The organism is Yersinia bercovieri ATCC 43970, from assembly GCF_013282745.1.
GTDB classification, from domain to species: Bacteria; Pseudomonadota; Gammaproteobacteria; order Enterobacterales; family Enterobacteriaceae; genus Yersinia; species Yersinia bercovieri.
Genome location: NZ_CP054044.1, coordinates 1,752,243 through 1,777,814, shown reverse-complemented (window position 1 = coordinate 1,777,814; position 25,572 = coordinate 1,752,243). Strand labels below are relative to the sequence as shown.

Genomic DNA, 25,572 nt, shown 5'->3' with positions numbered 1-25,572 from the left:
TCGAGGCCAGCCCTATTTTTTATCAGAAATCGTAACCCACTGTTGCCAATACAGAACGTTCAGCACCCCAGTAGCAATATGAGGTGTTATAGCACGCGGCGATATATTTCTTATCTGCGATATTATTTACATTCAATTGAATAAATGCGCCTTTCAGCGAGGCCGCCCAGGTGCCAAGATCCGCACGAACAGAGGCATCACCCAGAGTATAGGAAGGCACCCGCAAGGTATTGGCATCATCAGCCCACTGTTTGCCAATGTAACGGATACCTGCACCGACATTAATGCCATACCCCGCTTCATATTGCGCCCACAGCGACGCCATATTTGATGGCGCTAACACTGGCGTATTGCCATCATTACCATCAATGGCATCTTTGAATTTAACTCGGTTATAGGTATAGCCGGCGATCACACTTAAGCGATCGCTAATCTGGCTTCTGGCTTCCAGCTCCAGCCCCTGCGAATTCACTTTACCGGCGGGCACATAATAGGTGGCCGGCACGGCGCGGTTCGCCACATCATTTTGTGTCAGATCATATAGAGCGGCGGAGTAAAGTGACGTGCTGCCCGGCGGCTGGTATTTGATACCCACTTCATACTGCTCGCTGGTCATCGGTTTCAGTAATTTTTGCTGCGCATCCGGGAATAGACTTGGCGTGATGGCCTGGCTGTAACTGACATATGGCGAGATGCCGCTATCAAAGCTATAGAGCAAGGCGGCGCGCCCGCTGGCGTGATTATCGGTGCGCTCATCACTGCTATTCGCTGTTTTATCACTATTTTCTGTTTTCATTCGGTCGTAGCGACCAGATAAATTCAGGTGCCAATTATCTAGCGTCATCTCATCTTGCAGATAAACCCCGCTCTGCTCATAGCGGCGGTTTAGGTAAGAGGTGTTGATGCCGGGAGTGGTCAGCAGATAGTCACGATACAGCGTGCTACCGCCAGACACGCCAGTGTAAGGATTCAGGGTGGTGGCATAGGCACTGTCGCTGCGCAGATTGTTGCTGAACTTCTGGAAGTCAAAGCCCAGCATCACCTTATGGCCAACGGCGGCGGTGGCAAAATCCGCTTCCAGTTGGTTATCCACGGCAAAGGCATTAAGTGAGGAGTCCTCACCGGAGTAATAACGATTCATTAATGTGCGATCGCTATTCCAACCGCCTTGATACACCTGCTCCAGTTGGGTATTGGAGTGGGTGTAGCTGGCATTCTGGCGGAATGACCAGACATCATCGAATTTATGTGAGAATTCAGAACTATAAATTTGCTGCCAGCGCTTAAATACATTGCGGTCACTTTCGCCATCAAAGAAGCCACGACTCAACTTTTGCCCATAGATGCTGCCATCCGCCGGTACTGAGCTGTGGGAACCACCGGAGGGATCTTTTTGCAAATTAGCCCGCAGTAGCAGCGAGGTATTTTCATCCGGTTGCCATAGCAGTGACGGCGCGATCGCATAGCGCTCTTCGCGCTGATGGTCATACATGGTGTCACTGTTGCGAGTAATCCCTGTGAGGCGAAATGCCCAATGCTCAGATATCGCATCGGTATAATCAAAGGCCGCAGATTGTGTATTGTTATTGCCGCCGGTCAGACGGAAATGGCCTTCAGAGGTAAATTGCGGGCGCTTGGATGTCATCATCACCACACCGCCGGGGATGCTCTGACCATATAGCGCCGAAGAGGGGCCTTTGATCACATCAATGCGCTCAAGGAACCAAGGATCCACCTGCAACACATTATAGCTGCCGCCATCACTGAGCAGGCGCAGACCATCGAGGAAAGTATTGTTCACATCCCCGCCGTGAAAACCGCGCAGGGCAATGGTGTCATAGCGGGTCGCGCCACCGGAGAAGTTAGTAAAAACGCCCGGCGTATAATTCAGTGCCTGGTTAACTGTGGCGACATTTTGATCGTCCATCTGCTGGCGGGTAATCACTGAAACCGCCCGTGCCGTCAGAATTAACGGCTGGTCGGTTTTCGTTGCCCCTTTGGTAGTTTTGGCGGTGTAACCCAAGGTGGGTAAATCGGCCGCGTGGCCCGCTTTAGCGGTCACTTCTATCGTATCGTCGGCAACCGACGCTAATGGAATAAATATCGCCAATGAACACAAAACAGCAGAACGCTTGATGATGAAAGCCGAGAGCATCGTTATCTTCCCCAGATAATTAAGCAGATAAAATAGAGGGTTATTAATTAGCTTCCATTGCTATTTCCGCATCGCAAATACCCTTGCTTGCGCGCCACATATCGTGGGGTCCATCAGTGCAGCGGACAATCTATTAAATAGAATCGATAATTACAATGAGAATTATTATCTTTATCATTTGATTTGAGTGCGTAATTATCAGAGTAAGATTATTCAGGAATAGGTGGTGTATGCCACAATGGCCGCCAGACCCTGGGTCTACACTAAATTCTTGGGATAATCGTGGCACTCACTTTCAGGCTAACCGGTTTTATGAAAAAGATTGGGTACGTTGTTTCGCGTCAATACTCTGCGCTGATCTGTCTGCTGCTGGTGCTGGTTTTTACCTCTACAGCCGGAGTAGCCTTTGCCGCCACAGCCGCAGATGCCACATCTGACAGCAGTGAAGAGCCGGCTAAACCGGCGGTGTCGGTGCAGCTAATTAGCTTGCAAAAACAGCTCGATAAACTGAAACAGAGCATCTCTGTCAGCGCCTCCGACAATCAGCTCAGTGTGCTAAATGAAACCGCATTAGCGCTGGTTCGTGATGCCGATATACTGCTCGCCGATCTGAAACCCAAGCGGGAACAACTGCAAGCGCAACTGGATGTGTTAGGCCCGCCCCCAGTTGCCGGTGCATTAGCAGAGACCTCGGTGGTGGCCCAACAGCGGCGGGTACTGAATACTCGGAAAGTCCAGTTAGAGGGGCAGAATGATCAGGCTCAGGCGATTAAAACTAATGCCGAGAACCTGGCCACCCAGATTACCTCGTTACGGCGTACCGCCCTAAAATCACAAATCGCCCTAAATTCCGGCAGCATTCTGGGGGCCAATTTCTGGGCGCCGATTGTCAATCCGAATAGCGATGATGACCAACGCTTAAAAGATTTTATGCAAGAACTTGGCGATGCCTGGAGTGCTGCGTGGGAACCCGAATGGCGGCTTGGTACCTCAATGTACCTGCTGCTGACACTGCTGATCGGCGTATTTGGTTTTAAATCCCTCGATCTCCTGACCGCATGGTTCTGTACCAAATGCCTGCCGCAAGGCCCGCTACGCCGCAGTTTTATGGCGTCAGCTACCACCTTATCGACCGTGCTGATTACGGTGACGATGGCACAATGCATTACGCAGGCCTTTACCCGCACGCCGGATGTATCACAGGTAGTGATGGATTTTTCGCTGGCTTTTGTTCAGTTGATGTTCTTCTCGGCATTAGTCGCGGGTCTGGGGCGAGCATTTTTATCCAACCAGCGCCCCTCATGGCGTTTACCCGCCATTGCCGATGAAGTTGCCGTCTCACTGAAGCTGTTCCCGCCGCTCTTAGCCAGCTGCATCATGATTTTTGGCGCGATTGATCAGATGAATAACATGATCAATATCAGCGTCTCCGGGGCTATTTTTGGCAATGGCATCTCGGCTCTGTTAATGGCACTCACTGCGGCGATTATTCCGTTACGGGCCAATCGGGTGCGCCGTAATCTGATTATCAATGGCGAAAAACCGGAAGCTTACTCCACCTTAGCGGGGCTGATTCATTTCGCCATTGGTATTACGGCTATCGCCATATTATTGTCACTGTTGGTCGGTTATATCGCGCTCGCAAAATTCTTAAGCTACAAACTGGTGTGGAGTTGTCTGGTTCTTGCCTGCTTATATTTATTAGTCCACCTGTTCGTTGATTCAGCGGAAAGCCTCTTTTCCCCCACCAGCAGCGCCGGTAAAGCCATTAAGCAATCACTGAATATTGATGATCGCCATTTAGCGCAAGCCGCGACATTATTATCCGCCACCAGCAAAGTGCTCCTGATATTGCTGGCGATCATCGCCCTGCTCAACGGCACCTTTGGCTCTACCACCCCGATTTCATTGCTGCAAAAAGCCATGGAGTTGTTAAGTGGCGAAGGGTTGGAAAAATTAAATATTGTTCCCACCAACTTACTAAATGCCGCTATTTGTCTGCTTGTCGGGCTATATATCTTAAAAGCGGCACGCCGCTGGCTAAATAATGATTTCCTGCCCAAAACCCAGATGGATAACGGCATAAAAACCTCAGCGGTCACGCTATTCAGTAATATTGGCTACGTGCTGGTGATTCTGCTGACATTATCGGTGCTCGGCATCCAATGGAATAAGTTAGCTTGGATTGTTAGTGCGCTATCGGTAGGTATCGGTTTTGGTTTGCAGGAGATCGTGAAGAACTTTATTTCCGGGATTATTTTGCTGACTGAGCGGCCGGTTAAGGTGGGGGATTTGATCAGTATCAGTGGGGTGGAGGGTGATATTCGCCGTATCAATGTTCGCGCTACTGAAATCCAGCTCAGTGACCGCTCGACGGTTATCGTGCCCAACTCCCAATTGATTTCGCAAAATGTGCGCAATGCCACCATGGCCAATGCCCAAGGGGTGGTGACCATCGCGCTGACCTTCCCGCTGGATTTGGATGTGGAACTGGCACAGGCGTTGCTGATAGAAGCCTATGAAGAGCACGAATCAATACTCACGACACCGGCACCCTCGGTGAAATTTAGCCAATTAAGCCCTGACGGCATTGTGCTCAGTGTGACGGGTCTGGTGCCGAGTCCACGTATGGTGAGTGATACAAAAAGTGCCTTATTATTCAGTATATTAACCCGATTGCGGGCGGCGGGCGTCTCGCTGGCGGTCGCGACCAATAGAGCCGCAGCGACGGCGAACTAGCGGTTAGTAAATGCTATTTCTCCAGTGCTACCGTTAGCAGGGTAACAGCGCAGCATCACCCGATGTTGCGCTGAGCCTCATTGACAAAATCAACCATCAATAAGTTAAGCTCTGTGCACAAGGGCTTTTCTGCATCGTTCTCTTTCACCAGCGCCTGATAGCGTTGCTGACTCTGCTCTTCAAGCAATTTATAAGCGGGTACGCTGATGTCCCAATGGCGGGAAACCGCCAGATTCAGCGCTGTTTTTACCAGCACCTCCTCATCAGGTACTTCCATCCGCTGACAATTTTTCTGTAGATAATGCGCCCCGGCAACCAATGCTGATAATTGTTTGATTTGCTGCTGAGCGGTAGGTCGAATCGTTTTATTCACTGGCTGCTGGCAAGCCACTAATAGTACCAAAGGCAAGAGCCAGGGTAATTTACATATAACAGATAACATTGATTAACTCGTTAGCAATAAAAGTAGGACATTTTAAGTCAAGGGGAAAATTCAATACATTCTTATACCCTTATTAGCGAGGGTGAAACATATCCATTTTTCGGAATACTCCACTCCCTTATTATTAAGGCCACTTTAAAAACCTTAAGATGTCCCGCCTCTTCTATAGATGAACGTTATGGGTTTTAACTGCTCCCATGGTGGAGAAAGTTAGGTTTTCGCCGGGCTCAAACTAAAGACTTTCGGATTACGCCCCAACCATTGCGCAGCTAGCTCATTGATCTGCTGGAGAGTGACCGCCTTCAACTGCGACTCCTCTTGTGCCAACAGCGCAAAGTTGCCGTCATCACTGGCGACCTGTGCCAGCGCATCAGTCCAATAGCTGGCACTGGTACGGCTGGCGTCCTGCTCAATCCACCACGCTTTTTTCGCCTTCTCCAGCTCCGATGGCGTGACGCCCTCAGCGGCGATTTGCTGCAAAACTTTTTGCGCCATCTGCGCCATCTCCTGCGCCCTTTCAGGGGCTGACGTGAAGTTGAGTCGCGCCAGATAGTAAGGCTGCGGCAGTTTTGCCAGCAGTTGTGAGAAGCCCAAAGTATAGATGCCGCTGGCCTGCTCGCGCATGGCATAACGTAGCCGCAAGGTGACGACTTTATCCAACAGCTGCAGCGCCAACTGATTCGGCTGCGACCATTGCGCCTCGGCCGAGAACTGCATACTGACCATGGTTTTCGGGCTGCTCGCCAGCGGATAGTCGTGGCTCATCGCCTGATTCAGCGGCTTGATCGCCAAATCGCGCCAGTGCAAGCGCTGCTCACTGCGTGGCAGGCCGCCCAACCACTTCTCTACCAGCGGCTGAAGGCGTTTCTCATCCAGCGCACCACTAAGTGTCACCGTCATATCCTGCGTGGCAGCAAACAGCTGGCGGTGGCGCTGTTCAAGCCCTGTCACCGTAAAATCACGCCACGGCCCCGTCGCCGTGACCAGCAGCCGTTCGCCATGTTGATAGCCCACCTCAGTGATGCTATCGAGGAAGCGGCGCTCGACCGGCTGTTTCTCTACCCCTAGCGCAAATGACTGTTTTTGCTGCGTAAGTTTATCTGCGGCAAACTGAGGGGCAGTAATTTTTAGGTAGAGCAGTTGCAGCAGCAGCTCCAGCTTGTCAGCCGGTGCCGAGCCGCGCAAACCATGGAACAACATCTCATCATAAGGCGCGATCGCCACCTCGGCTTGCTTGGCTAACTGTGCCAACTGACGCGGGTTGTACTGGCCGTAACCACTCACTTCGGGTAGTCGCATCGCCCAGTTCACTTCGCCGATCTGCTTATCCTCCTCCAGTGAGCGCCCGCCGGGGATGCGCAGTGATAGCTGCACATCATCTTTTAGGCGGTTATTGGCTTTGATAATCACCCGAATGCCATTGCTCAAGCTCCAGAGCTGGGTATCGGGGATCGGCAAGGTCTGGCGCTGCACCACTTTACCGGCAGTCGGCGGCGTCACCGTCAGAGTGACAGGTTTCGGTTTCAGGGTGAATGCCCCCGGCGCACTCTGACGGATACTGCTCCACATCGCCGCCAGCTGCTTTTTATCCACCTGCGATTGATCACTGTCAGGGCCAATCAGCGCCAAACGGGCCGATCCTTTCTCCAGTAATTCAGCCACTTGCGCCTGAACATGTTGTGGGCCAATCGCCTCAAGCCAGCTTTGAGTCATCGCCAATTGCTGCTGTTTGTTGAGCATCGGCAGATCAAATTCAATGGCGGTGGTGAGATTATCCGCCAAATAATCATGCTGATAGCGGCTCTCTCCGGCGGCCTGCTGGCTCAGTTTCGTTAGAATTTGCTGACGCGCCGCCTTCAACTCGGCGTCACTCACCGGCGTGGTCGCCATCCGTTGCAGCTCGGTGAATAGCTGGCGCAGGGTGCCGTTATAGTCGTTGCCTTGTGGTCGGGCAATCATCAGGTGCTGAATGCGGCGGTTATCCAGCAGTGCGCCTTGTTGATTGATGCTCGCTATCGATAACAGATCGTTATCCACCAGCAATGATAACCGCTGGTTAAAAATGGTCAGCCACAGGGTATCAAGCAGGTCGCGCCACTGCCCATTAGCACTGTTTAGCGGGACCGCCAGATCACGTTGGAGCGCGAGTTGAATAATGCGCGTCCCCTGTTCAGCATCAAATACCGTGCTGAGCAGTAAGCCCGATTGTGGGGTAAAACTCTGCCAGTGGGCATCATCGCGCGCGGGCTGTTGAGGGGCGGGCATCGCAAATAACCTGTTGATCTGCTGGCGCAAACTGTCCGCATCAAACCGCCCCACCACCACCAAGGCCATCCGTTGCGGTTGATACCATTGCTGATAATAGTTGACCGCCTCACTGACCGGCGCTTGCCGCACCACATCCAGCAAACCAATAGGATCACGTTCGCCATAGCGGCTGCCGTGATAACGCAAGCGCTCTAGCGCTTGATTGATGCGGAACCCCACCCCCTGACGTAAGCGCCACTCCTCGACAATCACCTGCCGCTCTTTATCAAATGCCGTCGGTTCAAAACTGATACCCTGCGCCCAATCGGCTAAAATCCGCAGCCCCAAGGTGAGCTGTTTTTCATCGGCATTCGGCAGTGACAGCTTATAGGTGGTGGCATTCAGACTGGTGACAGCATTGACATGGCTCCCCAGTGTAATCCCCTGTTTCTCCAGCGATTTAAAGCTGCTGGTGCCGGGGAAGTGTGTCGTGCCTTTGAAGGCCATATGCTCGACAAAATGCGCCAGTCCGCGCTGCTGTTCGCTCTCTTGTAGCGAGCCGCTATTGACCAGCAGGCGCAACTCCACGCCGGGTTGGTCACGCGGCAGCAGGTATAACTGCAAGCCATTGTCCAGCGTGAGGTGCTGGAGATCAGCCCGCATCGGCAGTTTTTGCTCCTGCGTCGATGACGTCTCAGCCGCAGACGCGGGCAGACCCCACGCCAACATCACCCACGCCAACAAGCGGCAAAGGGCGTGGATTCGTACTAATCGGTTAAGCATGCTGTAGCAACTCCTTGAATCGCATCGGATAAATCATCGAGGCGGTATTGATGGTCGGCGACCTCAGCCAGAAAATTTTGGTGGCTCACCAGCAGCACTGCGCTGTCAGGCAGTTGTTGGCGCAGTAAACGCAATAGCTGGCAGGCGCTGGCGGCATCCAGTGCCGAGGTGGTTTCGTCCAGTAAAATCAGCCGTGGTTTATTCAGCAATAAGCGGGCAAACATCAGCCGCTGCTGCTCGCCGCCCGATAAGCGCTGCTGCCAGTCAGTGGAGAGGGCCAACTGGTAGTTCAGTTGCGGCAAACCGACCTGCGCCAGCGCCTGCTGGAGTTGTTCGGTGCTGAAATCACTGCGCTGCGCCGGATAGGCGAGCAGATCGTCCAGCCGCTCATGGGGCAGATAGAGGCGCTGGGGGAGCCAACTCACACTGTCACTGCGCTGAATTCGGCCCTGATAATGGGGCCAGTGGCCGCTCAGGGTGCGCAGCAAGGTGGATTTGCCAATTCCCGAGCGCCCCTGAATCAGGGTCAGGCTGCCCGCGGCGGCAGTGATCCGAATATTGCTCAGTAGCAGCGCACCATCGGCGGTGTGCAGATCCAGTGTGGCCCGCAGTGGTAACTCCCCCTCCGGCGCACTCGCCACCGGGCTGGTCGGTTCGGCATCCAGCAGCACCACAAAGTTGTATAAGCGGGTCACCGTGGCCTGCCACGCGGCAATTTCTCGATAGGAGAAAATAAACCAGCCCAAGGCCCCCGCCACCTGCGCGAAGGATTGGCGGATCTGCATCAATCCGCCCAGCAGCAATTCACCCGCCAGAAACTTCGGCAGCGCAAAGAAAATCGGCGCCAGCGCACTGAGTTGCTGATAGCCGACAGTGAAGAATGAGAGGTTTTTTTCGTAGCGGATCAGTTGATACCAGTTCTCGGCCACAGCGCGGAAATACTGCAACAGCGCCCCGCGCTCATGTTGCTCGCCCCGCTGTCCGGCGATGGCATCACTGGCTTCACGACGGGCAATCAGCCCGCTGCGGTAATCCGCCTCACGCCGCTGACGATCCATATTCAGCTGGCGCAGCGGATAACCAATCCAGTGCGTCAGGCCAATGCCAATCAGGGTGTAGAGGATGCAGACCCAGAACATATAGCCGGGCAACGTGAAACTGTGCTGAGCCAGCGAGAAGCTGATGCTGCCGGAGAGTTGCCATAAGATGGTGGCGAATGAAATCAGGGTGAGCAAGGAGTGCAGGAAAGTGATGAGCAAGCGCAGGCTGGACTCAATCAGCAGTCGGACATCTTCGGCAATGCGCTGGTCGGGGTTATCCGGCACCAGTGCATTGATTTTCAATGCATAATGCTGGCCTTTATGGGACAGCCAGCGCGCCAGAATATGCTCGGTCATGCCCGTCCGCCAGCGCATGATGAGCCGCTGTTTCAGGTAATCCGCAAACACCACCACCAGAATCAGGGCGCTGACCAGCAGGATAAAGTGTTGCAGCAAACGATACAGCGCCTGACTATTCAATTGCTGCAATGCATTGTAAAACTCGCCATTCCACTGGTTAAGTTGCACATTAAACCAAACCGAAGAGAGGCTCAGCGCCAGCACCACCAGCAGCAACAGCCAGGCCAGCAGTGCTGAACGAATGCCCCAAAACGGCCTGGCAAGATAATAGAATTGTCTCAGTGTTTTCATCAATAAATTACTTTCATAAATAAATGGGCTTCATAAATAAACTGCGAGCATGTGTTCCGCATCGTCAGAACAAAAAGTATCGGGCCGCCATCTGGGCAACCCGATGGTTTAGGTCACTGTTTTATCAATAGGTTAGAGGTCGTAACTCAGTTGCAGCCAGAATTGGCGGCCCGGATCATAGGAGTGCAGCACGCGGTCGCCATACACAAAGGTGTCGGCCACATTGCGTTTATTCTGCAGGTTATTCACCTCAACTGAGATCCCGACGCCATAAGCAAAATCGGGCTGCCAGGTCACTTTACTGTCCCAGATAAAGTTGCTGGCAAAGTGCGTTTTCTCATATTTCAGCATCTGCGTGCCGCTGTTGATGTCGGTGTAATACTCATTCTGATAGCGCACCGCCTGACTGCGCGAACTGCGCCATTGCCACAGGTTATAGAAAGTCAGGTTGTACTCTTGCCACTCACTGGTGAGTTCCAGATTGAGTCGCCATGGCGAGTTAAAGTTGGTCGATGGCAGGTCGGCGGCATTGATCACTTTGCCGTCGTACCACACTTTGTCGGAGTCCAACTTGGTGTTCGGATCAAAGAAGGCATAGCCCTGATCTTTCGGGGTATTGCTCTTACTTTGCTGCCAGCTCAGTGAGCCGGTAAAGGCATGAGTGGTCGAGGCCAGCTCCCAAGGTTTGCTGTTGCTGACCGAGAGTGAAACGCTGTCGTTGCTGCTGCGCCCACCATTATCAAAGGTGCGGATACGGGCCTGGGCCGCACTATTGGGATTGCGGTATTTAGTGCGGCTGCGCACTTCGTCGTAACCTTCGCGGTGTACGTACTGCAAGCGCCAGACGCTCTGCATCACCTGCTGCTGAAGGGCGAAGCTCAGCTCATCGTTATAAGGGGTCGATAAGCTGTCGATGCCTTCAAAATCTTTCACCCCGTCCCACTCATTTTCTGCTGGGTCCAGCGAGCAGAAGTAGTAGCAGTGTTCCATGCCCGCATTTTGCGCTTCGTACAACGCGTAGGTCAGCATTGAGCGGCCATAATAGCGGTTGGCCCCGGCTATCAGCACGGTATCGCCAGTGCCAAACAGATCGAGGCTACTGCTTAGGCGCGGTGCGATATTGGTTTTCTGAACAAAATCATCGCGATCCAAACGTACGCCGGGGCGAACCGTCAGACGGCCATACTGCATACTGTCATCCAAAAACAGCGCGTAGTTGATGTAGCCCGCTTCATAGTTACCGGCGCGGAAACGGGTGATGTAACTGGCTTCGGTCAGTGACGCAACATCATCTGCTGACCCACTGAATTTGTAGCGGTAGTAGTCGCGATCACGGGTATAGCGGGCGTCAGTTTTGTTGAACTCAAAGCCAAGATTGGGTGAGTGTTGCAGACCCAATGCGGTGAACTCATTAAAGCGCAGCACCCCTTTCGCCGTGGCGCTGTTCTGGCGGGTGGTCAAATCCCCCTGCCCGCCATTGTTATAAAACTGCGGATTACGCCAATCGGTGACATAATCTTCCAGGGTATAAAAATCTTTCACATCATTGGTGCGTTCGTCAGTCAGTTGCTGATAACCGGCGGTGAAGTCCAGACTGGCGATATCAAAACGGTGCTCCAACTGTAACGTGGTGCTCAAGCCGTTATGGTCATTGTCATAGCCGGAGTTAATCACGCTGCTGGAGAAGAGTGTGCTGGTGTAAGCCGAGTAGTTGGCGGAGAGATGGGCGCTAGTGCGCTCGTTGGCATCCCAGGAGAGCTTGGCAAAATAGTTATCCGACACCCGTTTCTGGCTACGATAGCCCGGCGTCGCGGAGACCACTTCCAGCTCATTATTCGGCCCTAACTGCAAGCCGTCGCCGCCGGAGGTGTAGCTTGGAATATCGGAGAGGCGCTGTGAGGCGGAGAATACGATGCCCATGTTGTCGGTGATGCCAGCTTCAAACCAGCCACCAAAACTTTGCTTATTGTACTTGGGCTGATAGCGCGCAGGGCGGCTGGTGTCGTTTTTCGCACTGTCGAACTGCATATCTGGATCAGTGAAAACCTTGTTCCACGCCGAGCGAGTTTCGCGGTAGTACAGATGCCCGCTGTTCTCGCCACGCCAGCGGCGGCTGGTCACATCCACAGTACCGCCGGTAAAACCGCCATACTCCACTGGAATGTTATTATCGAACACATTCACGCTATCAATCAGACGGCTGTCGATGTACATCCCCTGATCGCCACTGTCGACACGGGTAATGGTTTCGCCGTTGCCGTCGCTGGCGGGATCGATGTCATTATTGAAGCTGACGCCATCCAGTTTGTAGGCGTTTTGATAGCTCGACGAGCCATGAATCGAGATAGCGCCGGGTTTGATTTCGCCCTGCGTCAGACTGGTGTTGCCGCTATTGGAGAATTGAACCGCGGGGTTGGTGCGCAGTAGCTCGGTGATATTGCCGTTACCGGTCGGCCGCTGGCGGATCTCTTCGGAGGTGACCAGCTGCGGGGCTGACATCAGGTTATCCACGGCGGCACGACCACCAGCCTCGCCCATAACCGAGGTGATTGGCAGCACCATGCTGCCCCCATTGACACCTGCCGCCAGCATCGGGCGAATCACATACCCCTTTGCCACTGGCAATCAGCTCCAGCCCACTGCCCGCCAGCAGTTGCTGCAAGGCGGCTTGCGGGCTGTAGTTGCCGCTTACGGCTGGCGCGCGCAGTTGACGCAACTCAGATTCATCAAAGATAACATGCAGTTGGCCCTGTTTAGCCACATTGGCAATGGCATTCGCCAATGGCTGGGCGGCCAGATTGAGCTGCAAATCCGCCGCCTTGACTCCCTGCGTGACCATTAGCGTTGCCAGCGCCAGAGCCGAGAGAACAGCTATCCCAGAATATTTATTCTTATTTTTTATCATCACGCTATTTCTTCCCTAAGAAATGTCAATGCCATGCCAATAAGCACCAGCATCAGGGAAGACGTGATAATGAGAATTATCCTCACCTATAAATTTAATTATTTTTTACTTTTTACTGCTTTTTATTTAAACCGCGTGAAATCAGCACGTTACCTTTAGCGTCATGAATCACATTCACGGCCAATAGCAGCGGTAGTGAGTCGAGGAACTCATCAGGGTGATGCAAATCCAGTGAACCGGATACCGGTAACTGCGCCAAACTGGCGTCAATAAGCTCAATGTTACCCGGCCGATACCGCCGCAATTCAGCGAGCAACTCACCCAAGGGGCGGTTACGGAACAGCAGTTGCCCGCTACGCCACTCACCAATCTCAGCGACCGGTAACTGACTGAGCAACAGGCGTTTTTTCTCTGGCAACAGTTGCGCACGATCACCGGCGTGTAGCATCACTGCCGCCATATTCGGCCTGCCAGTCATGGCGACAATACCTTGTTTGACGGCCACCGCCACTTCTCCCGCCTCAAAACGCACCTCAAATGCAGTACCCACCACCCTTACCTGACTCTCGCCGGCATACACCAAGAAGGGGCGGGTTTTGTTAGCGGCCACTTGCAGGTAGATTTCACCCTGATCCAGCCAGAGCTGGCGGTTCTCTTTCGCGTAGTGAACACGGATTTGTGAATGGCGATTCACATGGACTCGGGTGCCGTCCGACAGCACGATTTCGCGGCTATTATTGGCGGTTTGCAGCTGGATATCATTGGTCAGTAACAGCGGCAGTTGACTCATTGGCAACAGCAGGGCGAACAGGAAAAATAGCCCGGCGGCACAACTGCGCAGGGGCCGCCAACGGCTGGCGTGCTTTTTGGGTTGCGGGGCGCTGGCGGGGCGGGCAATCAATGCGCAATCACCCCACAGCTGCTGCATCTGGCGAAAAGCCTCGGCATGGGAGGGGGAGCTTTGCAGCCAGGTTTCCAGTTGCCTCTGCTCCTCATTGGTTAAGCGCCGCGCCTGGCTGCGGCTGAACCACAGCGCCGCCTGTTCATCGATTTCACGACTATCACTCATCATGTTGCCCACCCCCCTGTTCAGCAACGTGGCGCTTGCAATGCAGTAACGCGCCCGCGATATGTTTTTCAACCATACTGACAGAAATGCCCATTCTCTCCGCCACCTCAATCTGCGATAGGCCATCAAAGCGATGCATCAAAAAAGCCTCGCGACGGCGCGGACTTAGGCTGTTTAGCGCCTCTTCCAATCGGCTCAACCGCTGCTGCTGCTCCAGCACATGCTGCGGATCTGCGCCAGCCGGTGCCATCTCCGGCTCCGGTGACACCTCTTCATGGCTCTGCGCTAACACTCTGCGCTGCTTGCCCGCGGCTCGCCAATGATCAATCAACACGCGGTGGGCAATCTTAAAGAGAAATGCCCGCGAATGCTCCACTGGCGTCTCTTTCGCCCGCTTTAGCCACAACGCAAAAACATCTTGCGACAGATCCGTGGCGTCACTGGCATTATCCAGCCTTTTGCGAAAGAAGCTGACCAACTGACCATAAGTGCTCTGGTAAGCCAGACTCACTTTGTTTGATGGCGGTTTATCCATGAAGGCATCCGTTAGAGAGTACAGCCTCAGATTGTCGGCGTGCGGGCAGTCACGCAAAAACCTGTGGCATCAGGTACATCAATCCAGTGGCTCACATCTTGCTGGTGAAAAAGAGCAATAAAGAAAAAGAGCAATAAAACAGTGAGTAAATATGAGGTGAATACCCAACGGCTTCACACTTCTAAGGCTGGCGGTTATAAGCGAAAACGCCGATCAAATGCAAATGATAATCACAATAACTATCAATATGATTATTGATTTGTATAATCTGTCGCTTATTATCTGCGGGGGAATAAATATCTCTGCGAGTAATTGTAAACACAAATAAGAAATTAAAACGTTATTAATCAATATAATAAACTTAACTCACTCATTACCTGCGGAGTCTGTAATGACATTATTCTGCCTGATGGCAGTCAGCGGCACTCTTATGCCGACAGTAGAAAATAGCCAGAATATTAAAATGGGGTTACCCCTTGGGCGGCCCAAAACACGTTGGAGTATCAGCTTATTACTGGGTATCGGCCTGCATATGCTCGCCGCCGCGTTTATGCTCGGTTGGATCACCAAAATGGCCCCACAGGGGGTGCTGCCCCCCGCAGTGATGATCGAATTGACACTCTATCAGCAGGCAAAATCTCTCCCTCTCGATGTGCCGCTCGGGCAACAGCAAAATATGGCAGCACCGGATGAGGCAGCGCCAGAGAAGCTGCCCGAAGAGTTACCCAAACTAACCGCCGCCCCCAATGGCACCCATGCCATCAAGCCGGAAAAGGTGGTGCCGAAGAGGAAAATAACCCCGGTCAAACCACGGACAGACACGCCGTTGCCAGTTGTAGCTGAAAAAGCCGCGCCGACCACCAGCGCCCCACTGTCGGGTGAGAGCCAGAAAAATGCCGCCACATTCTCCAGTGAAGCCTCCGCCGCCATAAGTGGCAAAGCCTCGTGGCAGAGTGATGTACTGGCGCATCTTGCACGCTATAAGCGATACCCACGCGAGGCATTGCGCTATCGTCTGGAAGGGATTAGCCAGATCCGCTTTGTGGTTGATCACCAAGGAAAAGTGTTAACCGCCGAGCTGTTTTCCAGCTCGGGTGCCAAGATATTGGATCGCGAAGCCATGGTGCTGATTTCACGCGCCCAGCCTCTGCCCATCCCCCCTGTCGAATTATTAAAAAACGGGGTGATTGAGTTGATAGCGCCCATTGCTTATAACGTGAAGCATTGAGCTAACGTGCAACGTTGAGCGCTATACTCCGGTATTCAGCGCTGAATCAAATAGCGAATAGTCGGGCCGTCTTGCTGGATATCCAGCACGGTATAGCCGTAATTTCGCGCATCCAGCGGAATGTTATTGATGGATTGCGGGCAGTCGCTGATCACCTCCAGAATTTCACCCAGTTTCAGTTGTGGCATCGCTTCCAGCGTCGCCACCGCTGGGTAGGGGCAGGGTTCGCCCACCATATCCAAACGGTAATCGGGCACGATAGGTTTATCAGGTGAATGACTCATAGTGACTCCTTGACCGAAACAGAGGTGGCGACGTTTTGTTTGCGGGCATTCTGTTGACGGAAGAAACGTTTTTCCCACCACAGCATGGCGGCGAAAGCGGCGGCGAGCATCAGGTAAGTGAGCAGCAATCCGCCCACCGGGCCGAAGGTTTCCAGCAGGTTCACTTTGTCATAGTGGGTTGCCAGCGCAGGGGCGAAATCGTCCCAATAGTAGGCCAAAAGGGTCGCACCGATAATATTGCCCAGCCCCACCCACCAATAGTGAATCTGCCCTTCCACCGCGCGATACATCCAGCCGGTTTCGCACCCCCCTGCCAATACGATGCCAAAACCAAATAGCAGGCCACCAAGCACCGCATTCGGCCCGGCCCATAAGATCTTCGGTGCCACCCCCAGTTGGACATAACTGAAAATGCCGATGGCGCTCACTGCCATGCCCAAAATAATGGCCTTTGCCATATGGGTGCGGCCAGTGATCCACAGATCGCGAAACGCGGAAGTAAAGCAGATCTGCGCCCGCTCAATCAACAGCCCAAAACCGATGCCGCACAACATGGCAATGCCCAGTTTTGGGTGGCGGAATAACTCAATCAGTGACCAGCTTAGCGCCAGAACAAATACCCCCATGCCGAGGCGAAAACGGCGCGCCGCTCTGGCAGGATGCTGAGTCAGCGGCGAGGCTGCCGTCACTTTTTGTAATTTGACCGGGATACGAAACAGCGGCAACAGGGTGAATTTAGCACCAAAGTAGGAACCGACGGCGGTCGCCAGCGCAAAGAACCAGGCGTGTAGCGAAAACTGTGGAATACCGGTGAAGAAGGCCGCCAGATTGCACCCCATCGCCAAACGCGCACCAAAACCGGCAATAATGCCGCCAATTAGGGCCTGCGCAATGCGAATAGCGTGCTGGGGCTTTCGCAACTTCACGTTGTTGGCCCAGAGCGCGGCGGCGATACACCCAGCAAACATGCCGATGATCATCATGCCATCAATACGATCCAGCGGCGTCCCTGCCAATCCGATAACTTTAAAGTAACCCCACTCTTGTGGATGTGCACCAAACAGCTGCATCAGGTGACCACCCCAGCGCGTGAACTCGCCAGTCACCGCCCAAAAAGTGCCGGTTAAACCAAAGTAATAGGTCGAGAGAACACCCGCGGCAATGACCGCCGGCAATGGTGCCCAAAAGCGCACCAGATATTGAGATTTAAACATCTGCCAGCTCACACTGACACCTCCACAATGGATGTTGTCAGCTGCGATATCAGGTTATGCGCAGCGACGGAATAATAGACCTAAATATAATAAGCCAATTACTTCGTCAATGAAGCATCATCGTGCGGTTATTTGAATGTTAATTAAAAGTTAACTCATTAAGCGCACCATAGTCGTGGTAATGCCGCGCTGATCAGGGGTCATCCTCCTGCTGCGGTTGATACTCCAACGCCAAAGCCATGCGTAGAAGGGCGGCTACCGGCTCAAAAAATTGCTCGGGGATGGTCTCGCCACAGGCCACGCCGTGATGCAGCGCCCGCGCCAGGGCAATATTTTCCACCACCGGGATCCCTTGCTGCTCCGCCAGTTTGATAATCAAGGCCGCTCGTTCACCATGGCCCTTCTCAATCACCACCGGCAGCGGCGCATCCTCAGGGTGATAAAGCAGGCAGACGGCAAAATGGGTGGGGTTACGCACCACCGCCGTGGCGCGCTGGACATTTTTAGCAAAACTGCCACTTTGTACTTCCTGCTGCAACTGGCGGCGCTTCTGCTTAATGTGCGGATCGCCGTCACTCTCTTTATACTCCCGCTTGACCTCCTCGAGAGACATTTTCAGCTGTTTCATGGTGTTGTAGCGCTGAAAAGCATAATCCATCAAAGAGAAAACCATGTAACAAGCAATCAGCGCGCCCAATAGCCAACCCATCAATGTGGCGAATACGGGGATGGCACATTGGCTACCGCAGTAAGCCAGATAACCCAATGAGGCCGCATAGTGCATCAATAAATAGCCAAAAATCAGGGTGAGGACGCCCACTTTCAGCAGTGATTTGGTTAACTCAAACAGACTGCGCAGTGAAAAAAGCTGCTTGGCGTTATTGATGGGATTGATATGTTCGCCTTTAAACTCCACCGCTTTGGTCGCCATCAGCGGCCCGACCTGAGCAAAACCGGAGATAATCGTGATTAAAACCAGTGCGCCACCGAGTATCCCCATAATGTGGAGCAGCACCGCCAGACATTCGCTGCCAATATGGGCCAGCGCCATGGTCAGTGGCTGATGTAACTGCTCGATAGTGTCGCGAATAAGTACCTTGGCCTGTTCCACCAAGGTGTAACCGGTCAGCAGGAAATAGGTGACCAGCACCACCAACTGTAGGCCGGAGGTGATTTCAACACTCTTAATCACCTGCCCTTTTTCTCGCGCCTCTTTCAGGCGCTTTGCCGTCGGCTTTTCGTTCTTCTCGCCGCTCTCACCGCTCATCGGCGGCCTGACTTATCAGTGGGACCAATGTGCTTAATTTCTGCTCGGTGTGGTTAATGCCTACCAAGTAGTGATGTAGCGCGTAAGGGAGGCTAATGAGTAGCAGCAACAGTGCCAGCGCGCTCTTAATCGGCATCGCCAGGAAGAAAACATTCAATTGCTGCGCCGAACGATTGATTAACCCCAAGGATAAATCCGCCAACACCATCACCATCATCGCGGGTAGCGCAAAGCTCAGACACAGCTCATACATCAGTTGCCACTCACTTTGCAGAAATGGCAGCATGGCCGATGAGGGATGAATACCACTGCCTATCGGCAGAGTGTCATAGGAGCCATAGAGCGCGCCCAGCACCAGGTTAAATCCGCCGGAGATCAAAAACAGCACAGTTAATAGCTGGGTAAATAGCACACCAAAAATGGAGGACTCCATGCCCATGCTGGGGTTAAACAGGGTCGACATCGTCGCGCCGCGCAAGGTATCAATCAAAAAGCCCGCCATGTCGATGGCCCAGAAAGGTAAGGCGGCCACAAAGCCAATCATCACCCCAATCAGTAACTCAGTGCAGAACAGCCCAAACCACGCGGTGAAACTCTCGTGAGTCATGAGTGATGGGCTAAAAAAGAGAGGGGTGATAGGCAGGGCGATGGCGAAAATCAAGGCATTGCGCAATAAAGCACTACCCAAGCTGCGGGCGGTAAAGAGTGGCAATATCAGCAACGTGCCATAGGGGCGCATCATGGCCAACCCCAGCGCCCCTAGCCAGTACACGAAATCATGCATATTAGGTTCGCATACTGGTGATTTGTAAAAAAGTCTGCTGGGTATAATTGAGCAGTGTCGACCCCATCCAGTGATAAGTAATCAGTAATGTGGCGGATACCGCCAGCAACTTAATCAAAAACTGTAAGGTCTGATCCTGAATTTGGGTGAGTGCCTGCAACAGACTGACAACTAACCCGACCACGGAGGCCACCACCACCACCGGCATCGACAGCAGGAGCACTATCCATAGCAACTGGGTCGCCAGATGAATAACAATGGCATTGCTCATTGCGACCGCCTCTGGAGGAGAGTCATAAGTAGGACCCCACCAACTGGCCCATCAGTAGCCCCCAACCATTAACGAGTATGAATATCAATAGCTTAAATGGCAGTGAAATGGTGATGGGTGACACCATCATCATGCCCATCGCCAGCAAAATATTGGAGACGATCAGATCGATCGCCACAAACGGCAGGTAGAGCAACAGGCCAATTTTGAAAGCTTCCGTCAGTTGGCTTAGGGTAAAGGCGGGCATTAATATCAGCAGTGAGCTAGGTTTTACGCTATCGCGCAAACGTTCTGGCCACTTGGTTTGGACGATATCGTTAAAGAAAGTGGCTTGCTCAGCATCAGTATTGCGCTGCAAAAAATCGCGGTATGGCCCCAGCGCATGCTTATCAATATGCTCGAGTAACGCGCCGATCTCATTGGGTAGCGGCTCATCCTGAAGGCGGGCATGTACATCTAATCCCACCGGCGCCATGATAAATATGGTCAATACCAGTGCCAGACCGTAAATGGCGATATTGGGGGGACTTGCTGCACCCCCAACGCATTGCGCAGCAATGAAAAGACGATGGATAACTTGAGAAACGACGTCCCCATCACCACCAGCAGGGGCAGCAGTGATAGAAAAAAAAGCAGCAGAATCAATTGAGAGGACGAGTTCAGTAACTCCATAGTCGGTTCCGCAACAGCTGGCCTGTTGAGTTAAAAATGAGTTCCCACAGTATTCTTATTGTCTATCCTCTCAGGAATCAGGTCATAACCTGAAAACACCGCTGTGGCGTCAAGGCCGCAGGGAGTACCCAAAGTCATTGGCGTTACAGCAAGGCAGCAAATGAACAAGTCCCGATGAGCTTACTCCAGTAAGTGATTCGGGCGCGTGAGTGCCGCTAACACCGCTGTGGCGTCAAGGCCGCAGGGAGTACCCAAAGTCATTGGCGTTACAGCAAGGCAGCAAGTGAACAAGTCCCGATGAGCTTACTCCAGTAAGTGATTCGGGCGCGTGAGTGCCGCTAACACCGCTGTGGCGTCAAGGCCGCAGGGAGTACCCAAAGTCATTGGCGTTACAGCAAGGCAGCAAGTGAACAAGTCCCGATGAGCTTACTCCAGTAAGTGATTCGGGCGCGTGAGTGCCGCTAACACCGCTGTGGCGTCAAGGCCGCAGGGAGTACCCAAAGTCATTGGCGTTACAGCAAGGCAGCAAATGAACAAGTCCCGATGAGCTTACTCCAGTAAGTGATTCGGGCGCGTGAGTGCCGCTAACACCGCTGTGGCGTCAAGGCCGCAGGGTAAGGTGCCATTGATCGATCCTAACCACTAAATCCTCACCACACCGCAACAAACTCCCACTCCCGACCGGCTGTCCATTGAGGCGAATATTGACCTCCCCGTAGACGCTGGTCTGGCAATTTAGTGTTTGTCCGACGGCCAGTTGCTTGATCTCCCCTAGCGGCACTGCTATCCGCCCAATTTCCATTACCAGTGTTTGCGGTAAGTGATCGAGCACCAGGGGTTGCGGCTCCTTAGCTAGCGCGGCGGTATCGAGTGCTAGCAAGTGGTCAATATCGTCATTAATCTGCTGAATGGTCATTTGGTTCCCCTCCTCCAGCTTGATATAAATCTGCGGCGAAGCCATTTGCCATAACCAGCAGTTTCCTTGTTCTAACGCGGCGGCGGCGGTAACCCGCACTCCATCACCGGGCCTGAGTTGCTGCAATTGGCTCAGTGATAAGCGGCACCAGCCCACCAGCAAACTGGCCTGCCACTGCATCTCTTGCGCAGGGGCCTGCTCGCCCTGCCAATCAGATAAAGTGTCCGCCAATGCCGTCAGCGGCCAATCAAGCAGCACCGCACTCAGTGGCTCTCCCTCCAGCTCGAACGTCAGTGTCACCACCCATTGGCTTAACAGTGTCATTGGCTGTGGGAGTTGACTGTGGATCACCAGATCCGGCAGGGGGGTCAACAGCGGGTTGAGTGCCCAATTCGCCATGGCAACCACCAGCTCGCTCGCCAAAACCTGTGGATCGTCCGTCGCCAGTGACGAGGCCAGCCAGTTTTGCCAGCAGGGCCGAGAGAGCCAAATACCGCAGGCTTCACCGCTATAGTGCAGCGGCAGATAGACCCCCTCGCCCTCGGTCAGCATCAGGGTGGCCGTCACCCCAGCACTCTGTCGCCCGCGACCAATCACCGCGCTCAGTTGGCGCAACTCAGCCGTCAGACACGCCAGCATCAGTGACCTCCAGCAAGCAGGGGAAACCCAAGGTATGTAGTTGTCGCTGCCAGCGAGCCTGCATCCGTTGTAAACGTGTAATCAGGTCAGGATTGGTGTGGCTGAGCACAATGTTCAGGCCGTGGGTCGCCAGAGTGACACTGACCCGAGCGCCGGAGAGTGGCCCGCTGACAATGCCGTACTCTGCCTGCATCGGGTTGCCGCCCCCCGCCGAGGCAATGGCTTCGGCCATCGTTTGCGAGGATCGCAATCGTGGTGGCAGATAGCGGGCAAACTGCTGCTGTTGCCGCTCACGGCCTAAACCTGGCGGTTCGCCCCTAAAATGGTCCGTGCTGAGCAGTGATAGTGCGCCTTCAATATCGATTCGACTCATGGTTAATTAGCATCCCTAACTTCTCTTGTTCACGTTGATTACGCCGTAACAGCAGCTGTTGTGCTTCAATTGCGGCCAGTTGTTGCTGCCCCAGCGCGACCCACTCGCCAATCTGTTTTTGCCGCTGTCGCTCCGCCTGATACAACTCATGTTGCCGCTCTCGCTGGGCACTAGCTTGCGCGGGCAGTAAGTTGCCGCGCCACTGCGCCAGTTTTTGTAGCTGCTGACATAGCTGCTGGCGTTCGCGGCGACAATCCGCTAATTGCTGTTCCCGCTGCTGATAGGCCTGCCGCAGGTGGGCCAATTGCTGGCGCAATCGCCGCTCTTTGTGTTGCCGCAGCACTAGCAGGCGCTGCAACATCACTAACTGCGGATTTTTTAGCCCAGCGCCTGTGCGAGTTGCGCGAGTGTGCTGCTGAGGCTGACGGCGTCGGGATTGCACGATAGGCGGTTCTCCTGTTGCAAAAAGGCACAGATGGTGGGGTAGCGCGCGAGTGCCTCATCGGCCTGCGGGTCATCTCCGGCCTGATATTCACCTACCCGCACCAGCAGTTCGATCTCCTGATAGCAGGCTTGCATTTGACGCAGTTTTTGCGCCAGTGCCAAATGTTCGTCAGTGACAATTTGCGGCATGATGCGGCTGACACTGGCGGCAATATCAATCGCCGGATAGTGGCCCGCCCCGGCCAGTTTCCGCGAGAGCACAATGTGCCCATCCAATAGCGAGCGCACCTCATCAGCCACCGGCTCATTCATGTCATCCCCCTCCACCAGCACGGTGTAAAACGCGGTAATGCTGCCCTGTGCGCTATTGCCTGCCCGCTCCAAAAGCCGGGGTAACGCGGCAAAAACACTGGGGGGGAAACTGCCCGCGGCCGGTAGCTCTCCCGCCGCCAGACCAATCTCGCGGGCCGCGCGGGCATAGCGCGTTAGCGAATCTGCCATCAGTAGCACTTTTAGCCCGCGATCGCGGAAATATTCGGCGACTCGGGTGGCGGTATAGATACCTTTTAGTCGCTCCAGCGCCGGACGATCAGAGGTCGCCACCACCACTACCGTGCGGGCGCGCGCTTCGGGTGTCAGCACTTGATCCAGAAACTCCCGCACTTCGCGGCCGCGCTCACCAATCAGCGCCAGCACCATCACCTCCGCGCGGCTGCCAGCACAGAGCATGCTCAGCAAGGTGCTTTTCCCGACGCCTGCGGCGGCAAAAATGCCGATCCGCTGCCCTTCACCGCAGCTCAGAAGGCCATCCACCGCGCGGATCCCGGTAGTGAGTATCTGATCTATCGGCTGGCGAGCCAGCGGATCGGGCGGCGCGCTATCTAGCTCACACCAATGCCCGCGCAGTGGCGGGCCGCTATCGATCGGCACCCCCAAGCCATCCAGAATTCGCCCAAGCAAATCAGGCCCGGTACGGATACGATGGCTATGGCCAAGTGGGCGCACCCACTGCCCGCAGCGCAAGCCTGCAGGGGGGGCAAAAGGGGAGAGCAGCGCCGTTTTTTGCTCAATGGCGACCACTTCCGCTAGCATATCCGGCGCTTCGACCTGGCATAGCTCTCCTAACGCCACGCCGGGCAGATGGGCGCGGACCAGAGTCGGGCCGACATCCAGTATTGGCCCGCGATACACCATGCCATCTGGCGGGGAGAGTGCCAGCTGCAACTGTTGTTGTAACTGGGCGCTTAAATTTGCGATATCAGGTAGTTGCAGCAACTCCACCTCCTAGCCTCTCATCAAGCTCATCGCCAATAAGATCAATGGTATCCACCACCCTGATATTCATCTCATCCCCCAGTTCCTGCCAGGAGAGCACCGGCAGCGTGAAAATATCCCGCTCAACAATTTTGCGCAGAAAACGCCGTATATCGATGGAGGTCAGTAGCACCGCATCACTGTTTTCAGCAAAGGCGGCGGCTATTTTGCTGAGAATCAGTCGTGAGTGTTTATTGTCCAGCGCGGAGTAGGTGCCTGCTGAGGTCTGGCGAATCGACTCGCGGATCAGATTCTCTGCCCCCTCCCCCAGCCGCAATACCGGTAACCAGGCGCTGTTTTTACTGAAGCGACCACACACATGGCGGCGCAGGGCGATGCGGACATATTCAGTCAGCATCACGTTGTCCTTCTCTTTCGGCGCCCACGCCACCAGCGCACCGAAAATAGTGCGCAAATCGCGGATCGACACATCCTCTTCCACCAGCCGTTGCAGTATTTCAGCCACTTTTCCCACCGGCATCTGGCGCTGTAACTCTTTGACTAATTCACTGTAGCGCCCCTCCATAGCATCCATCAGATAGCGGGTCTCCTGCACGCCGATAAACTCAGCCGTATGGCGCTCAAGCACCCGCGTCAGGCAGTAAAGGGTGCGCTGATTCCCTTGCGCGTAAGGGATACCCAGGGTGCTGGCGTGACTGCCCTGCTCGGCGGCCAGCCACTCAAAGCTGCCCATTTTCGCCCCCAACTTCTGGCTACGTGTGGCTAATTGACTGGTGGGCTGAACCAATAACAGTTCATCCGAGGGGAGGGTCAGGGTCAAAACCGACTCCTGATAGAGGCGGATCGATAAGGTATTTTCAGCCAATGCCGGATCACGACGGATCATCACCTCCGGCAGCGGTACGCCAAGGTGCTCAAACCAGCGCCAGCGCAAACCGTCAATATCTCGCCCCAGTTGGGGATAGTACAAATTGGGGGCGCAACAGAGTATTAGCGGTACTGCACCGGGGGTCATTTTATCAGTTGGTGCCGCCCCGCTCTCTTCGGCACTATCGGCCCCATGACCGCGCCGGGTGGCGTGATTTTTGCGATAGAGTAAAAATGCGGGGGCCGCCACCAGCAGCGCCAGTGTGATAAAAATCAGGAAGGGAAAACCGGGTAGCAGAGCAAAAACCGTCAGGATGCCCGCAGCTAGCCATAGGGCATCAGGTTGACGCCCCACCTGCACCGCCAAGTCTTTCGCCAAACTCTGCTTATGAGCGCCGGGGACGCGGGTCACAATAATCCCAGCGGTGATCGAGATCAGTAGTGACGGGATTTGGGCGCACAGGCCATCCCCCACGGAGAGCACCGCATAGGTGAGCATCGCCTGTTCCGCCGACATATTATGTTGCAGTACACCAATAGTGATGCCACCAAAGATATTCACCAGAATGACAATGATCCCGGCAATCGCATCTCCTTTGACGAACTTCATCGCCCCGTCCATAGCACCAAACAGGCGGCTCTCTTTTTGTACTCGCTCCCGCAACCGCCCCGCTTCGGCAGAGTCGATCACACCAGCGCGCATATCACCATCAATGCTCATCTGTTTGCCCGGCATACCATCAAGCGAGATATAGTCATTCGGTCCCTGAGA

General features: G+C 54.0%; 17 protein-coding genes and 3 pseudogenes. 2 read left to right on the top strand and 18 right to left on the bottom strand.

The window, feature by feature from the left end; genetic code table 11:
• Nucleotides 1-22: 22 nt before the first annotated feature.
• Complete coding sequence (locus HRK25_RS07995; protein ID WP_005276659.1) at nucleotides 23-2,155, bottom strand: TonB-dependent siderophore receptor; 2,133 nt, start codon at nucleotides 2,153-2,155, stop codon at nucleotides 23-25.
• Nucleotides 2,156-2,437: 282 nt separating this feature from the next.
• Here HRK25_RS07995 and HRK25_RS07990 point away from each other — a divergent pair, with 282 nt between their 5' ends.
• Nucleotides 2,438-4,894, top strand: a complete 2,457-nt coding sequence (locus HRK25_RS07990) for a DUF3772 domain-containing protein (protein ID WP_161598533.1) — start codon at nucleotides 2,438-2,440, stop codon at nucleotides 4,892-4,894.
• A 55-nt stretch (nucleotides 4,895-4,949) separates the two neighbouring features.
• On the opposite strand, the gene gspS is transcribed toward HRK25_RS07990, so the two are convergent.
• The 6 genes and pseudogenes from gspS to HRK25_RS07960 form a co-directional block, all read right to left on the bottom strand.
• Nucleotides 4,950-5,336 carry a type II secretion system pilot lipoprotein GspS gene (gene gspS, locus HRK25_RS07985; protein ID WP_032898366.1) on the bottom strand — a complete coding sequence of 129 codons (387 nt, stop codon included), beginning with the start codon at nucleotides 5,334-5,336 and terminating at the stop codon, nucleotides 4,950-4,952.
• 210 nt (nucleotides 5,337-5,546) lie between these two features.
• A complete protein-coding gene (locus tag HRK25_RS07980) occupies nucleotides 5,547-8,366 on the bottom strand; it encodes a M16 family metallopeptidase (protein WP_032898367.1) in 2,820 nt (939 codons plus the stop codon).
• Nucleotides 8,351-10,057: an ABC transporter ATP-binding protein/permease gene (locus HRK25_RS07975; RefSeq protein WP_005276663.1), complete on the bottom strand. Its 1,707-nt coding sequence runs from the start codon at nucleotides 10,055-10,057 to the stop codon at nucleotides 8,351-8,353. The genes HRK25_RS07980 and HRK25_RS07975 overlap by 16 nt, the downstream gene beginning before the upstream one ends.
• A gap of 132 nt (nucleotides 10,058-10,189) precedes the next feature.
• Nucleotides 10,190-12,962: pseudogene (locus tag HRK25_RS07970) on the bottom strand (secretin and TonB N-terminal domain-containing protein).
• A 112-nt stretch (nucleotides 12,963-13,074) separates the two neighbouring features.
• Nucleotides 13,075-14,034, bottom strand: coding sequence for a FecR family protein (locus HRK25_RS07965; protein ID WP_032898368.1), 960 nt, complete (start codon nucleotides 14,032-14,034; stop codon nucleotides 13,075-13,077).
• Nucleotides 14,024-14,566: an RNA polymerase sigma factor gene (locus HRK25_RS07960; RefSeq protein WP_005276669.1), complete on the bottom strand. Its 543-nt coding sequence runs from the start codon at nucleotides 14,564-14,566 to the stop codon at nucleotides 14,024-14,026. Before HRK25_RS07960 ends, HRK25_RS07965 begins: the two co-directional genes overlap by 11 nt.
• Before the next feature lie 463 nt (nucleotides 14,567-15,029).
• On the opposite strand from HRK25_RS07960, the gene HRK25_RS07955 reads away from it, so the two are divergent.
• Nucleotides 15,030-15,794 carry an energy transducer TonB gene (locus tag HRK25_RS07955; protein WP_049602935.1) on the top strand — a complete coding sequence of 255 codons (765 nt, stop codon included), beginning with the start codon at nucleotides 15,030-15,032 and terminating at the stop codon, nucleotides 15,792-15,794.
• Nucleotides 15,795-15,829: 35 nt separating this feature from the next.
• Here the strand turns inward: HRK25_RS07955 and yedF are convergent, their stop codons facing one another.
• The 11 genes and pseudogenes from yedF to HRK25_RS07900 all read right to left on the bottom strand — a co-directional run.
• On the bottom strand, nucleotides 15,830-16,078 hold the full coding sequence (gene yedF, locus HRK25_RS07950; protein ID WP_032898369.1) for a sulfurtransferase-like selenium metabolism protein YedF: 249 nt from the start codon (nucleotides 16,076-16,078) through the stop codon (nucleotides 15,830-15,832).
• The gene (gene yedE / locus HRK25_RS07945; RefSeq protein WP_005276673.1) at nucleotides 16,075-17,304 is read right to left on the bottom strand and encodes a selenium metabolism membrane protein YedE/FdhT; all 1,230 of its coding nucleotides are present in this window, start codon (nucleotides 17,302-17,304) and stop codon (nucleotides 16,075-16,077) included. Before yedE ends, yedF begins: the two co-directional genes overlap by 4 nt.
• A 181-nt stretch (nucleotides 17,305-17,485) precedes the next feature.
• Nucleotides 17,486-18,559: an EscU/YscU/HrcU family type III secretion system export apparatus switch protein gene (locus HRK25_RS07940; protein ID WP_032898370.1), complete on the bottom strand. Its 1,074-nt coding sequence runs from the start codon at nucleotides 18,557-18,559 to the stop codon at nucleotides 17,486-17,488.
• Nucleotides 18,549-19,343 carry an EscT/YscT/HrcT family type III secretion system export apparatus protein gene (locus tag HRK25_RS07935; RefSeq protein WP_005276675.1) on the bottom strand — a complete coding sequence of 265 codons (795 nt, stop codon included), beginning with the start codon at nucleotides 19,341-19,343 and terminating at the stop codon, nucleotides 18,549-18,551. The genes HRK25_RS07940 and HRK25_RS07935 overlap by 11 nt, the downstream gene beginning before the upstream one ends.
• 1 nt (nucleotide 19,344) lies before the next feature.
• Nucleotides 19,345-19,614 (bottom strand): EscS/YscS/HrcS family type III secretion system export apparatus protein, encoded by a 270-nt coding sequence (locus tag HRK25_RS07930; RefSeq protein WP_005276676.1) that lies wholly within the window; start codon nucleotides 19,612-19,614, stop codon nucleotides 19,345-19,347.
• Between the two features lie 22 nt (nucleotides 19,615-19,636).
• Nucleotides 19,637-20,211 (bottom strand): annotated as a pseudogene (sctR, locus tag HRK25_RS07925) (type III secretion system export apparatus subunit SctR).
• Between the two features lie 676 nt (nucleotides 20,212-20,887).
• A complete protein-coding gene (locus HRK25_RS07920; RefSeq protein ID WP_099460595.1) occupies nucleotides 20,888-21,841 on the bottom strand; it encodes a YscQ/HrcQ family type III secretion apparatus protein in 954 nt (317 codons plus the stop codon).
• A complete protein-coding gene (locus HRK25_RS07915) occupies nucleotides 21,819-22,214 on the bottom strand; it encodes a hypothetical protein (protein WP_032899162.1) in 396 nt (131 codons plus the stop codon). The genes HRK25_RS07920 and HRK25_RS07915 overlap by 23 nt, the downstream gene beginning before the upstream one ends.
• The gene (locus tag HRK25_RS07910; protein WP_005279834.1) at nucleotides 22,195-22,575 is read right to left on the bottom strand and encodes a hypothetical protein; all 381 of its coding nucleotides are present in this window, start codon (nucleotides 22,573-22,575) and stop codon (nucleotides 22,195-22,197) included. The genes HRK25_RS07915 and HRK25_RS07910 overlap by 20 nt, the downstream gene beginning before the upstream one ends.
• Before the next feature lie 17 nt (nucleotides 22,576-22,592).
• On the bottom strand, nucleotides 22,593-23,930 hold the full coding sequence (locus HRK25_RS07905) for an EscN/YscN/HrcN family type III secretion system ATPase (protein ID WP_032899164.1): 1,338 nt from the start codon (nucleotides 23,928-23,930) through the stop codon (nucleotides 22,593-22,595).
• Nucleotides 23,917-25,548: pseudogene (locus tag HRK25_RS07900) on the bottom strand (FHIPEP family type III secretion protein); the annotation flags it as partial. The pseudogene HRK25_RS07900 and the gene HRK25_RS07905, both read right to left, overlap by 14 nt.
• Between the last annotated feature and the right edge of the window lie 24 nt (nucleotides 25,549-25,572).

Coding starts and splice junctions, on each gene's coding strand:
- HRK25_RS07995 (WP_005276659.1), bottom strand. CDS start 2,155: ATGCTCTCGGCTTTCATCATCAAGCGTTCTGCTGTTTTGTGTTCATTG.
- gspS (WP_032898366.1), bottom strand. CDS start 5,336: ATGTTATCTGTTATATGTAAATTACCCTGGCTCTTGCCTTTGGTACTA.
- HRK25_RS07980 (WP_032898367.1), bottom strand. CDS start 8,366: ATGCTTAACCGATTAGTACGAATCCACGCCCTTTGCCGCTTGTTGGCG.
- HRK25_RS07975 (WP_005276663.1), bottom strand. CDS start 10,057: ATGAAAACACTGAGACAATTCTATTATCTTGCCAGGCCGTTTTGGGGC.
- HRK25_RS07965 (WP_032898368.1), bottom strand. CDS start 14,034: ATGATGAGTGATAGTCGTGAAATCGATGAACAGGCGGCGCTGTGGTTC.
- HRK25_RS07960 (WP_005276669.1), bottom strand. CDS start 14,566: ATGGATAAACCGCCATCAAACAAAGTGAGTCTGGCTTACCAGAGCACT.
- HRK25_RS07955 (WP_049602935.1), top strand. CDS start 15,030: ATGGGGTTACCCCTTGGGCGGCCCAAAACACGTTGGAGTATCAGCTTA.
- yedF (WP_032898369.1), bottom strand. CDS start 16,078: ATGAGTCATTCACCTGATAAACCTATCGTGCCCGATTACCGTTTGGAT.
- HRK25_RS07940 (WP_032898370.1), bottom strand. CDS start 18,559: ATGAGCGGTGAGAGCGGCGAGAAGAACGAAAAGCCGACGGCAAAGCGC.
- HRK25_RS07935 (WP_005276675.1), bottom strand. CDS start 19,343: ATGCATGATTTCGTGTACTGGCTAGGGGCGCTGGGGTTGGCCATGATG.
- HRK25_RS07930 (WP_005276676.1), bottom strand. CDS start 19,614: ATGAGCAATGCCATTGTTATTCATCTGGCGACCCAGTTGCTATGGATA.
- HRK25_RS07920 (WP_099460595.1), bottom strand. CDS start 21,841: ATGCTGGCGTGTCTGACGGCTGAGTTGCGCCAACTGAGCGCGGTGATT.
- HRK25_RS07915 (WP_032899162.1), bottom strand. CDS start 22,214: ATGAGTCGAATCGATATTGAAGGCGCACTATCACTGCTCAGCACGGAC.
- HRK25_RS07910 (WP_005279834.1), bottom strand. CDS start 22,575: ATGTTGCAGCGCCTGCTAGTGCTGCGGCAACACAAAGAGCGGCGATTG.